Here is a 12603-nt window from a genome sequence, read left to right on the forward strand (position 1 = left end):
AATTATGTGCGGAATTATCGGTGTAGTTGCCAAGACGCCTGTCAATCAATTGTTGTACGATGGGTTGTTGATCTTGCAGCATCGTGGTCAGGATGCTGCAGGCATTGTTACCATGGATGGCCCACGCCTCCATATGCACAAGGGATCGGGCTTGGTGCGCGATGTCTTCCGTACTCGTAACATGCGTTCCTTGCAAGGTACGTCCGGGATTGGCCATGTCCGTTATCCAACAGCCGGCTCAGCGTCCTCACTGGCCGAGGCACAGCCGTTCTACGTCAATTCCCCATTTGGCATTGTGCTGGCACACAACGGTAACCTGACTAATGCCGATCAGCTCAAACATGAGATGTATCGCCAGGATTTACGACATATCAACACCAATTCCGATTCGGAAGTGTTATTGAACGTGTTTGCACATGAATTGCAAAAGCAGACACGTGGTGATCGTATTGATCAGGATGCGGTGTTTGCTGCTGTGTCCGCTGTGCACTCCCGTATTCGTGGCGCTTATGCTGTTGTATCAATGATTGCAGGTCATGGTTTGGTGGCGTTCCGTGATCCAAATGGAATTCGCCCGCTGGTGTTGGGTAAGGCAGAAACTGCACTGGGTACCGAATACATGCTGGCGTCGGAATCGGTCACACTGGATTCGTTGGGTTTTCAGCCAGTACGCGATATTGCCCCTGGTGAAGCGGTCTATATCACACAGGACGGCCAATTTTTCAGCCGTCAGTGTGCCGAGCATACCACCCATACCCCCTGTATTTTCGAGTTTGTTTATTTTGCCCGTTCTGATTCGGTCATGGACGGTATATCAGTGCACGCGTCGCGTCTTTATATGGGCGAATTCCTTGCGGATAAAATCCGCAAGACCATGCCCGATCTGGACATCGATGTCGTCATTCCCATTCCCGATACCAGCCGTGCGAGTGCGTTGCAATTGGCTAACCACCTGGGGCTGCCGTATCGCGAAGGGTTCATGAAGAACCGCTATATTGGCCGTACTTTCATCATGCCGGGTCAGGCAGTGCGTAAGAAATCCGTTCGCCAGAAGTTGAGTCCGATTGCTGTGGAATTCAAAGGCAAGAACGTACTGTTGGTGGATGACTCGATCGTACGTGGCACCACATCTCGTGAAATTGTACAGATGGCTCGCGAGGCTGGTGCGTTGAAGGTGTATTTTGCCTCGGCAGCTCCGCCAGTGCGCTTCCCGAATGTATATGGTATCGACATGCCAACTCGTAATGAACTGTTGGCAACAGGACGTGACGATGTTGCCATTGCTCGCGAAATTGGGGCTGATGCAGTTGTCTATCAAGATCTGGAAGCGCTTGAGGCTGCGGTACATCGTTGCAACTTTGATATCAAGACTTTTGAGACCTCCTGTTTCAGTGGTAAATATATTACTGGCGATATCGATGAGGCTTATCTGGCCAAGATCGAGAGCGAGCGCAACGATTCTGCGAAGGCGGACAAGGAACGAGATCTGGACTTCAATATTGGGGTGGCGGAGCAAAATCTGATCTAATTCCCCAATCAGGATATGTCGTAGCCTACTGTATAGTGGTGTGACTTTCTTGTGTGTAGGATCGTTGTCAGGCTTGACAGCAAACCCCAAGATCACGGACTATTTCAATTGCGCCGATTTTTTACCGCTTGCGGGCGCACTATAAATACAGCTAAACCGTCGAGTTTCTGAGGTTTTGATCCTGAACCCGCTTGGCTGTCCAAGCGGGTTTTGTTTTTTACTGGACCTAAGATGACTGATTTTGCTGACCGAGACTGGCAATTGGAAACCCTGGCAATTCGTACTGGGATAGATCGAACTCAATTTGGCGAGCACAGTGAAGCGATGTTTCTCACCTCCAGCTTTGTGTTCGACAGTGCCGCACAAGCAGCGGCCCGATTTGGTGGTAGTGAGCCGGGCAATATCTATGCACGCTTCACCAATCCAACCGTGACGGCATTTCAGGATCGTCTGGCTGTATTGGAAGGGGCTGAGTTCTGCGTGGCAACGGCCTCGGGCATGGCTGCCATTACCAGCTGCATTATGGGGCTACTGTCTGCTGGAGATCATATCGTGGCGTCAAAAAGCCTCTTCGGCTCCACGGTGCAACTATTCAACACCATTCTCAGCCGTTTTGGCATTGAGACCAGTTATGTTGATCTGGCGGATACCGAGGCGTGGGAAAGGGCTATCAAGCCCAATACCCGGCTGCTGTTTGTCGAGACACCGTCCAATCCATTGACCGAATTGGGTGATATTGCTGCATTGTCAGCTATTGCTCACCGTCATGGTGCATTGCTGGCAGTGGATAACTGTTTCTGCACTCCGGCCTTGCAACGCCCGCTGACGCTGGGGGCTGACATTGTCATCCATTCTGCCACCAAGTATCTGGATGGTCAGGGTAGGGTGTTGGGCGGAGCGGTGCTTGGCAGCAAGCAGTTGCTGGAGCCAGTTTTCGGTTTTCTGCGGACCGCAGGCCCAACGCTGTCTGCTTTCAATGCCTGGGTAATTCTCAAAGGTCTGGAGACCTTGAAACTGCGTATGGAAGCACACAGTCGCAATGCATTGGAACTAGCTGGTTGGCTGGAGCAACAGCCGAATGTCTCCCGCGTGTTCTACCCAGGCCTGCCATCACACCCGCAGTATGCCTTGGCCCTTCGCCAACAGCGCTTCGGTGGTGGTATTGTCACCTTTGAGGTGGCAGGTGGTCGTGAGGCTGCATGGTGTGTTGTGGATAGCACCCGCCTGATGTCGATCACGGCCAATCTAGGGGATGTCAAAACCACCATTACACATCCAGCAAGCACCACTCATGGACGTATTACCCCAGAAGCTCGTACTGCTGCGGGCATCACGGAAGGTATGCTGCGGATTGCGGTAGGATTGGAATCGGTTGAAGACCTTAAGCGTGATTTGAAGGCAGGGCTGGCTCAGTAATGCAAATTGCCTCAATCGATGCAACTGCAACTGTACCTGGCGTGGCTGAAGCACTTTATCAGCTGCAGCAGCTTGCCTACCGTCTGGAGGCTGAGTTGATCGGTTTTCCGGACTTACCACCATTGCATGAAACCGTCGAAGAGTTGGCTCAACTGAGGGAAACCTTGCTGACAGTGAAAGATGGAAGCGGTGCATTAATAGGGATTCTCGGTTGGGTTTGTGAGGATGGTCAGGTGGATATCTGCCGCTTAGCCATTCACCCGCGTCATACTCGTCAAGGATGGGGGCAGCGGTTGCTGCAAGCGTTGTTCGAGATAACCGCCGGTACTGCAGCTACTTGGTCCGTTACTACTGCCGTGGCCAACACACCGGCATTGGCGCTGTATCGCAAGCTAGGTTTTGTCGAGCAGACAAGATTTCATACGGCGGAGGGGTTGGCACTGGTGTCACTTGGCAAGATTTCTAATTCAACAAGTCGTTCGAGTTAATCCCATGACAAAACGTATCACCGCTTTTTCGCAGCAGAATCCTCAACCTACTTATGATCGTCCCAGAGCGGATCGTTTAGTTGTTGGTAATCCGCAACGCACGACCTGGCATCACTTCACCAGTGCTGATGGCATCATGGATTGTGGTATCTGGGCTTGCGAGCCGGGTATATGGCAAATTGCTTTCTCTGACAACAAAGATGAGTTTTTCTGTGTTATTGAAGGGGTGGTGCGACTGCATGATGCAAATGGGCAGGTGACTGAAGTGCGGGCAGGTGAGTCCGCTGTGATCCCAGCTGGTTTTATCGGGCAATTTGAAGTAGTCGAGGCCGTCTGTAAATATTATGTGATTGTTGAACGGAAATAGTAGTCAGTGTCATGAATGACGTTGCAGGTGCCTGCATTGATGCAGTCGCCTACATAATACATTTTCCTGCCTCACTGCCGTTCAACGGAACAGATAACCCATTTGGGCCAATGTGGTAATACAGGGAAATAACCTGCCATCCTTTGTCAGACTTGTACAGCTGAATGCTGTTCACACCAGTGAAGTCGGATTTGGTGGATAATTTTTCGGTTCTGGATTCGACCACACTATAGACGGTGGCAAATCGGTCAAACACTTGCAAGTCACGTGATACTTCACACTCATAAAAACCGGACTCAGTCACCCGATCAAGTGCGCGGATAAACTCCTTGGTGGGCAGAGTGTTCAGATTGGGGTGACCTTCCTTAATATCCGGGCGACGGCCGGGTTCCTTCGATAGCGCTTGCCAGCGCGACGCAACAATGGTTTCAGGAGTGGTTTCTTCAGCACGCAGGGTGGTGGGTAGCAACAGCACAGCCAATAGTAATGTTTTCATGGTGCTTCGTTGTGGCGAACCATTATGTGCCCTTTATTTGCCAAGGTTTTTTGAAAGGTTACCATTTCAAAAGATGGCTGCCTTGGTAATGCATACGGCTCGGATCTTCAGATGACAAAACACCAGTGATTCAGGCTAAGATCAAGGCTGGTAGCCATTTTACGCAAGATGGTGGTCTGCTATGATTGCTCAGCGACTGTATCTGGCTGCCAAGTGTTGCTTGGATTACAGATCGGTCGGTAAGTGGCAGATAACCCCTTCATTTGGCTAATTGACTACCAAATAGTGACGACAGCTAACCCACAGGTATAAAACATGGACCTCATTACACTAGCTGCCCTTGGTGATTTTCCCCATCAGCTTGCGGCTCATTACGCAGCGATTCCCAATGATTTCAAAAATTGGCGCCCTGAATCTTGGGTAGGTATTCCTAGCGAGCCTTTTACTCCGCTTGAACAGATTTGTCATATTCGAGACATTGAAATCGATGGCTACCATGTACGAATTCTGCGAACTTTACGGGAAGAGAATCCGCTGCTCGAATCGTTGGATGGTGAGATCCTGTCGAAAGAGCGAGACTATTCAGTAGCAAATGCTGCAGAAGTATTCGCCACATTTCAACAAGCACGAGCCAAGACGATTGAGCTTGTCACCCAGCTGAGTCCCGACCAACTGGTTCGCCCTGCAATGTTTGAAGGCTGTGCGATCACGCTTCGTGGACTGTTACACTTGCTATGCAGTCACGATCAACAACACCTTGCCGGGCTCCAATGGTTGAAGGCGAGGATCGAATCCCCCATGTCAGTGGATAACATAGCCAAAGCTTGACACGTTGATGTCTTGAGCTATAACTATTAGCTCACTACCATGGTTACTGATGTAAAAAGCCCGGGTTGTTTACCCGGGCTTTTTAATTATGACAATGCAGAAAATGCCTGCTTCAAATCACCAATCAAATCGTCTACCGATTCGATCCCGACAGACAGCCGGATGAGATTCGGGCCAATACCCAATGCCGTGCGACGTTCAAGTGGGATGGAGGCATGCGTCATGGCTGCGGGCAGGCTAATCAGACTTTCCACACCACCAAGGCTTTCTGCCAGGGTGAACAGTTCGCAGTGTTCCAATACTTGGCGTGCGCCGGCTTCGTCACTATTGAGACGGACTGAGATCATGCCACCAAAGCCTCGCATCTGGCGTTTGGCCAAGGCATGCTGTGGGTGGGACTCCAGACCTAGGTAAATGACATCCTTGACCTGAGGCTGTGTAGTCAACCATTCAGCGATTTGCTGGGCATTTTCGCAATGGCGTTGCATGCGTAATGACAGCGTACGTAGACCACGTGTGGCCAAAAAGCTTGAGAATGGGTCGAGGATACCACCAACTGCATTGTGCAGAAAGGCCAGTTGCTCAGCCAGTTCCGGATTGTCACCCACTACAGCAACACCGGCGACCACATCAGAGTGGCCATTCAGGTATTTGGTGGCAGAGTGAAGGGTAATGTCAAAACCATGCGACAGCGGTTGCTGCAGATAGGGCGAAGCAAAGGTATTGTCAACGACCGACAGAATGCCATGCTGCTTGGCGATTGCGGCAATGGCGGCCAGATCAGACAGTTTCAGCAACGGGTTGGTGGGGGTTTCGACCCAGATCATTCGAGTATTGGGGCGAATGGCAGCGGCCAGGGCCTCCGTATTGCCAGGTGCGACATAAGTGATGTCCAGGCCTTGAGTACGGCGCCGTACACGCTCAAACAGGCGAAAACTTCCACCATAAAGATCATCCACTGCAACCACATGTGAACCTTGGTCCAGCAGTTCCAGCACGGTGGACATGGCAGCCAGGCCGGATGCAAAGGCATAGCCACGACTACCGCCTTCGATTGCAGCAACGGCTTTTTCGAATGTTTCACGGGTAGGGTTCTGACTGCGCGAGTATTCATAACCGGTATGCACCCCAGGCGATTGCTGGGCATAGGTCGAGGTGGCATAGATCGGGGGCATGACAGCACCAGTTGCATCCGGGGTATAGCCGGCATGGACCGTCAGAGTATCAAAATCGGACATGCTATTCCTTTCGTGAACAAACAAGTGCCTTGAACAATCTGATGCCTCTCCACGATGAGTGGGCATTCGGGTGTGTCAAGGTACTCAGGATATTGCAAGGCACGATCAAGCCAGTTGATGGCGCCAGTGGTTGAGCAGGTCGGATTTGGTGATCAGGCCAACGAAACGGCCTTGATCGACCACAATGGCGACACGGCCCTGATCAAACAAGGGTTGTAGGGCGCTGATCGGGGCGTCCGGGCTGAGTGTTTGCAAATCACCGGACATTGCCTTGCTGACAGGCTGACGGAAGTTACCTGGCTCGGCATGCACTGCTTTCAAAAGGTCCCATTCGTCAATCAGTCCCAAGACTTTGTCGCCTTCCATGACAGGTAGTTGTGATACATCATACAGCCGCATGCGGGCATAGGCGGTGGCCAAAGTATCGGTCGGTTCTGCAATCACGGTACCCCCCTCAGCATGACGCCGGGTGATCAGGTCGCGCAGGTCGCCGTACTTGGGCAGGCTGATCAGGCCTTGGTCAATCATCCAGAAGTCGTTGAACATTTTCGACAGGTATTTGTTACCACTGTCACAGATGAAGGTGATGACCCGTTTGGGGCTGGTCTGTTCGCGGCAATAGCGTAGTGCAGCAGCGACCAGTGTGCCAGACGACGAACCGGCGAGAATACCTTCTTCTTTCAGTAGCATACGGGCAGTGTCAAAACTTTCCTGATCACTGATCCGGAATGCACGTTTGACTTGGCTGAAATCGGCTTGGGGCGGAATGAAATCTTCACCAATGCCCTCCACCAGCCAACTGCCAGCTTCGCCAAAATGACCTGTCTCGATGTGGTCCGCCAGCACTGAGCCTTGAGGATCGGCCAAAACAAATGCCGTGTGCGGCGAGCGTTTCTGGAAGAAACGGGTAAGGCCCGTCAGTGTGCCGCAAGAACCCACACCGACCACCACGGCATCGATATTGCCATCCAGTTGATCGAACATCTCAGGGCCAGTACCGTGTTCATGTGCAGCCGGGTTGGCTGGATTGTTGAATTGGTCGATATAGAATGCACCCGGTGTTTCTTCAGTCAGACGTTTGGCCAGATCCTGGTAGTAGGCTGGGTGGCCTTTGCCGACATCGGATCGGGTCAGCACCACATTGGCACCCAACGCTTTCAGGTGGAAGATTTTTTCCCGGCTCATCTTGTCCGGTACCACCAGCGTCAGCTTGTAACCTTTTTGCGCCGCTACCAGAGCCAGTCCCAGGCCAGTATTGCCTGCAGTGGCTTCGACGATGGTGCCGCCCGGTTTCAGTCGGCCATCCCGTTCGGCGGCTTCAATCATCGAGAGCGCGATACGGTCTTTGATCGAGCCGCCGGGGTTTTGATTTTCCAGCTTCACAAACAGTCGACACGGTCCGGTATCCAGTTTGGTCAGTTCAATGACGGGGGTATTGCCGATCAGATTGAGTGAAGATTGAGCAGTAGTCATGTATGTCTCCTGATCCCGGGGCGAGGGTGGCTCGCGGTGGGGAATGTGCCTGAGTGTTTGCGCTGGTAGGCAAGGGATAGGTACCTACCAAGCCAGGCATTGTTGATTTGGGTGAAGCGAAGCCTACATTATTACCAAATGAAATAGAATTTCATATTTTCATACTGCATTCGAATAAGCAGATGGTCGGTGCTCAGCAACAATTTGCTGACTCAAATGTTAACGTTACGTTAGGTCTGGCTTAAGTGGTCAGTTGTTTTTTGTTGATGCATAGCCTTGTCCCAATCGTGTTTCCAACCAACGCTGAACCTGTTCGAACGCCAGGCTGAGTACCCAGTAGATACCAGCGGCCGCCAGGTAGAGTGGTAAGGGCTGAAAGGTTGTGGCAATCACTTCCTTGGTCGCCAGCATCAGCTCGGTGACGGTGATGACCGAGACCAGGGAGGTGTCCTTGATCAAGCTGATCAGGCTGTTCGACAAGCTAGGTACAGCCAAGCGCAAAGCTTGCGGCCCAATGATGTAACGCAGCGATTGGCCATAGGTCAGGCCCAGGCTGGATGCCGCCTGCCATTGACCTGGGCCGATACCCTGAATGGCACCGCGCATACTTTCCGATAGATAGGCACCCGCATTCAGGCTGAGCGACAGAATGCCGGCAGTGATCGGTGACAATTCGAGGCCAACACTGGGTAGACCGTAGTAAATGACAAAGATTTGGACCAGTAGTGGCGTGCCGCGCATTAGGCTGACATAGAAACGTGCTATGTAATCCAGGCCCGGAATGGCCAGCACCCGGACAAGTGCCACTGCAAAGCCCATCAATAAACCGCCTAGCATGGAGGCCGCCGCAAATAGCAAGGTATAACCAGCGCCTTTGAGCATGGCTGGAAAGGCATCAATGATCAGGGTGAGAAAGTTCATGTTGGCGCGTGTCTGGCTGAGTGTAGGCCGATGTAGGGTAATACCATCAATGTGACGGGTTCACCAATTGGGTTACATAAAACGCCAATGGACCCGACTGGTGTTTCAGCAGGGTCCATTTCAGAGGCGGGCTCAAAATTGAGCATGTTCAAGCAAGGCTGCAGATTCTCTGGGACCTATGCCGGATATTCATGACAGATCTTCAACAGGTGCTTATACGCCGGGTGCTTTGCTGACATCATGCCCAAACCATTTGTTCGAAATACGAGCAAATGTACCGTCGGCTTTGATCTCGACAATGGCCTTGTCGATGGCCATTTTGAACTGTGGGTTGTTCTTTCGGAACGGGATGGCCATGGTAGTTACGTTACCAACAGCAGCCCCGGCCTTGATCGGCAATTTGGCTTCTTTGATGATGAACGGGATCAACAGACTGTCGTTCAGTGCAGCATCGATGCGTCCCCGAGTCAGGTCTTGCAAGTATTCCGGTGCGCCTGGGTAGGTTTTGACTTCCACACCTGCTGCAGCTTTGGCCATGTCGGCATAATTGCTACCCTGGCCGACCCCCACTTTCTTGCCCTTCAGGTCATCCAGCGACTTGAAAATACGGTTGTCATCATTTTTGATGATCAACTGTGCGCTGGAGAAGGTGTAAGGCTCGGAGAAGTCGAACACACCTTGACGTTGTGGCGTGATGGATACTTGATTGACGATGATATCGAACTTTCCGGCCTGCAGGCCGGCCAGAATGCCGCTCCATTCTGTGGTGGTGAATTCAGGCTTGACCTTCAAACGTTCGGCAATTGCCTTGGCGATTTCAACATCAAATCCAGTCAATTGGCCGCTTTTGTCTTTGAAGTTGAACGGTGGATAGGTGCCTTCCACCGCAATCTTCAGGGTGCCACGTTGTTTGATGGTCTCCAGCAGATCGGCTGCATTGGCAGACAGTGCCAGCCCAGCCAGTACAATAGCGGAAACGATACGTTGCAATTTCATGACGACTCCTATGAACGGAGCAGGTTTGTGCGGAATCCGCATCGGCCTGCTCTGGGCGCTTCGCCGGCTGCGGCCTGGTCAGGGCTGCCATGTGTCCGGCATCATCCAGTGAAACCGGCCCGCTTGGCAATGCCGGTGTGTAAATCTCTGATTTAGAATGCCGAGACGACGGCACCCTTGTACTGTTTTTCGATGAAGGCTTTGACATCAGCGCTGTTCAGCACCGCCGCCAGTTTTTTCACTGCAGGTGCATCCTTATTATCCGGACGAGCCACCAGCAGGTTGGCGTAAGGCGAGTTGGCACCCTCGATGAACAGTGCGTCCTTGGTGGGGGTTAGCTTAGCTTGCAGCGCGTAGTTGGTATTGATCAGTGCCAGATCGACCTGATTCAGTACGCGCGGCAGTGTAGCGGCCTCCAGTTCTTTGATGCTCAGATGCTTCTTGTTTTCGACAATATCCTTGGTAGTTGACAGGATATTGCTTGGGTCTTTCAGTTTGATCAGACCATTTTGTTGCAACAAGACCAAAGAGCGGCCAGCGTTGGACGGATCATTTGGAATTACAACGGTCGCACCATCTGGTAGGTCGGTAGCTTTCTTGTGCTTGAGCGAATAGGCGCCGAAGGGTTCAACATGTACCGGTACTACAGTCACCAGATTGGTCCCCTTGTTCTTGTTGAATTCACTCAGGTAAGGTTTGTGTTGAAAGAAGTTTGCATCCAGCCGTTTTTCAGCGACCTGGACATTGGGCTGCACATAGTCGGTAAAGACCTTGATATCCAGCTCCACCCCTTGCTTGGCCAAGGCTGGTTTTACAAATTGCAGGATTTCAGCGTGTGGCACGGCACTGGCAGCAACACTCAGTTTTTCGGCATTGGCAGTACCAATCACGGCCAACAGGCCAGCGAGCAGCGTCGGGGCAAATTTCTTCATAGTCGTTGTTCCTTAAATCGTTTCAGCAGTGAGTTGGGGCATTTTTGGCAAGGGACGTGAAATCCAGCCAGCCCTCTATCAATCTATTTACGGGTGAAGCGAACCACGATGTGGTCGCCCAGTGTTTGCAGGGCCTGTACCAGTATCAACAACAACAACACGGTAATTACCATCACGTCAGTTTGAAAGCGCTGGTAACCAAAGCGGATCGCCAAGTCACCCAGGCCGCCGCCGCCAATCACGCCAGACATGGCGGTATAGGACACCAATGCAATGGCGGTGACGGTGACTGCTGCCACCAAGCCTGGCAAAGCTTCGGGGAGCAAAGCACCGATCACGATCTGACGGGTGCTGGCACCCATGGCCTGACAGGCTTCAACAATGCCACGGTCCACTTCACGCAGGGCGGTTTCCACCAAGCGGGCAAAGAATGGTGTGGCACCGACTACCAGTGGTGGGATTGCACCGGTAACACCCAGCGAAGTGCCAACCAGCCAAACCGTAAACGGGATCAGTAAAATCAACAGGATCACGAATGGCACTGAGCGCAGCACATTTACCACAAATGATAGCGCAGCATAGAACCAGCGGTTTTCCAGCAACTGACGTTTGCCAGTCAGAAACAACAGTACACCCAGCGGCAAGCCTAGCAGGACGGTGAAAAACAGTGAGCCACCCAGCATCATCGATGTATCCAGCGTGGCTTGGCCGATGTCTTGCCAATCAATGGTAGAAAAATCCATTTATACGACCTCCACATGTACCTGATGGGCTGCAAAGGCAGCGTGAGCTGCGGCAACATCATCGGCTGCACCCTGCAACTCAACGATCAACTGACCATAAGGGGTGTCTTTGATTCGGCCGATGGTGCCTTGCAACAAGTTGACTTTGACAGCATGGGTTTTGGCGACGTGATCAATCACTGGCTGATAGGTGTTCTCACCCATGAAGGACAACTTGATCAGCTTGCCGCGTGGCTGATTCACGTCAAATGCCTGTTCCAGCTCGTCGAAATGACTGCTTTCGGCAACCATGCTGCGAGTGGCGGCATGGCGTGGGTGCAGGAATACATCGACCACAGGGCCGCTTTCCACAATCTGTCCAGCTTCGATCACGGCAACACGGTCACAGATGGTACGGATCACGTTCATTTCATGTGTGATCAATACGATGGTCAGGCCAAGCTTGCGATTGATGTCCAGCAGCAATTGCAGGATGGAGCGAGTCGTTTGCGGGTCAAGGGCTGATGTTGCTTCGTCGCATAACAGTAGCTTGGGTTGGCAAGCCAGGGCACGGGCGATACCAACACGCTGTTTCTGGCCGCCAGACAACTGCGATGGATATTTATTGCGATGTTCAAGGAGTCCGACCAGCGCAAGCAGCTCGGTGACCCGTGCTGCGTGCTCGGCCACGCCAAGCTTACCTGCCAGCTTGAGCGGAAATGCGACATTGTCGGCCACGGTTTTGCTGGAAAGTAGATTGAAATGCTGGAATACCATGCCAATTTGCTGACGCAGTGTACGTAATGCCTGATCATCAAGGTGGGTGATATCGATACCGTCGATTTCAACGGCGCCGCTGTTCGGGCGTTCCAACAAGTTAAGTGTACGGATCAGGGTGCTCTTACCCGCACCCGATCGGCCAATGATGCCGAAAACCTCACCCTGGTTAATGTCCAGGGAAATGTCCTTCAGGGCTGGTAGTGGTTTGCCATCAACCTGATACGACTTGGACACACGACTGATACGAATCAATTGACTACTTTCTGATTGAGCTCATGGCGGAATAGCCAGCTGGTTACATTAGGTAACCGGATTTTTGACGCACCGAACTGGTGCGTTTTGGCCTGTTGCGATGCACTATACCAGCTCTCTATATTTCTAATTAATAGAAAATTTGCATTTGATTATTCGTTTTTAA

General features: G+C 52.0%; 13 protein-coding genes. 5 read left to right on the forward strand and 8 right to left on the reverse strand.

Translation table 11 applies throughout. The annotated features are described in order from the left end of the window. The first annotated feature begins 4 nt into the window (after nt 1-4). The 4 genes from purF (at nt 5) to FFS57_RS11015 (ending at nt 3799) form a co-directional block, all read left to right on the forward strand. A complete protein-coding gene (gene purF, locus FFS57_RS11000; RefSeq protein WP_137937847.1) occupies nt 5-1528 on the forward strand; it encodes an amidophosphoribosyltransferase in 1524 nt (507 codons plus the stop codon). A gap of 231 nt (nt 1529-1759) precedes the next feature. Further along, nucleotides 1760-2944: an O-succinylhomoserine sulfhydrylase gene (locus FFS57_RS11005; RefSeq protein ID WP_137937848.1), complete on the forward strand. Its 1185-nt coding sequence runs from the start codon at nt 1760-1762 to the stop codon at nt 2942-2944. Further along, on the forward strand, nt 2944-3432 hold the full coding sequence (locus FFS57_RS11010) for a GNAT family N-acetyltransferase (protein WP_137937849.1): 489 nt from the start codon (nt 2944-2946) through the stop codon (nt 3430-3432). Before FFS57_RS11005 ends, FFS57_RS11010 begins: the two co-directional genes overlap by 1 nt. Nucleotides 3433-3436: 4 nt before the next feature. Further along, the gene (locus tag FFS57_RS11015; RefSeq protein ID WP_137937850.1) at nt 3437-3799 is read left to right on the forward strand and encodes a cupin domain-containing protein; all 363 of its coding nucleotides are present in this window, start codon (nt 3437-3439) and stop codon (nt 3797-3799) included. 49 nt (nt 3800-3848) lie between these two features. Here the strand turns inward: FFS57_RS11015 and FFS57_RS11020 are convergent, their stop codons facing one another. Beyond that, nucleotides 3849-4295 (reverse strand): hypothetical protein, encoded by a 447-nt coding sequence (locus FFS57_RS11020; RefSeq protein WP_137937851.1) that lies wholly within the window; start codon nt 4293-4295, stop codon nt 3849-3851. 315 nt (nt 4296-4610) lie between these two features. Here FFS57_RS11020 and FFS57_RS11025 point away from each other — a divergent pair, with 315 nt between their 5' ends. Continuing rightward, nucleotides 4611-5123 carry a DinB family protein gene (locus FFS57_RS11025; protein WP_137937852.1) on the forward strand — a complete coding sequence of 171 codons (513 nt, stop codon included), beginning with the start codon at nt 4611-4613 and terminating at the stop codon, nt 5121-5123. An 86-nt stretch (nt 5124-5209) separates the two neighbouring features. On the opposite strand, the gene FFS57_RS11030 is transcribed toward FFS57_RS11025, so the two are convergent. From FFS57_RS11030 to FFS57_RS11060, 7 genes are all read right to left on the reverse strand, one after another. Continuing rightward, the gene (locus tag FFS57_RS11030) at nt 5210-6361 is read right to left on the reverse strand and encodes a trans-sulfuration enzyme family protein (RefSeq protein ID WP_137937853.1); all 1152 of its coding nucleotides are present in this window, start codon (nt 6359-6361) and stop codon (nt 5210-5212) included. Nucleotides 6362-6466: 105 nt separating this feature from the next. Beyond that, nucleotides 6467-7834, reverse strand: a complete 1368-nt coding sequence (locus FFS57_RS11035) for a pyridoxal-phosphate dependent enzyme (RefSeq protein ID WP_137937854.1) — start codon at nt 7832-7834, stop codon at nt 6467-6469. A gap of 249 nt (nt 7835-8083) precedes the next feature. Beyond that, the gene (locus tag FFS57_RS11040) at nt 8084-8755 is read right to left on the reverse strand and encodes an amino acid ABC transporter permease (RefSeq protein ID WP_137937855.1); all 672 of its coding nucleotides are present in this window, start codon (nt 8753-8755) and stop codon (nt 8084-8086) included. A gap of 213 nt (nt 8756-8968) precedes the next feature. Then, nucleotides 8969-9751: a cystine ABC transporter substrate-binding protein gene (locus FFS57_RS11045; RefSeq protein WP_502705911.1), complete on the reverse strand. Its 783-nt coding sequence runs from the start codon at nt 9749-9751 to the stop codon at nt 8969-8971. Nucleotides 9752-9903: 152 nt separating this feature from the next. Then, on the reverse strand, nt 9904-10683 hold the full coding sequence (locus tag FFS57_RS11050) for a MetQ/NlpA family ABC transporter substrate-binding protein (RefSeq protein ID WP_137937856.1): 780 nt from the start codon (nt 10681-10683) through the stop codon (nt 9904-9906). A gap of 83 nt (nt 10684-10766) precedes the next feature. Beyond that, the gene (locus FFS57_RS11055; RefSeq protein WP_137937857.1) at nt 10767-11426 is read right to left on the reverse strand and encodes a methionine ABC transporter permease; all 660 of its coding nucleotides are present in this window, start codon (nt 11424-11426) and stop codon (nt 10767-10769) included. Further along, complete coding sequence (locus tag FFS57_RS11060) at nt 11427-12437, reverse strand: methionine ABC transporter ATP-binding protein (protein WP_137937858.1); 1011 nt, start codon at nt 12435-12437, stop codon at nt 11427-11429. It abuts the gene before it with no gap. Nucleotides 12438-12603: the final 166 nt, after the last annotated feature.

The sequence above is a fragment of the Chitinivorax sp. B genome (genome assembly GCF_005503445.1).
Lineage (GTDB): Bacteria > Pseudomonadota > Gammaproteobacteria > Burkholderiales > SCOH01 > Chitinivorax.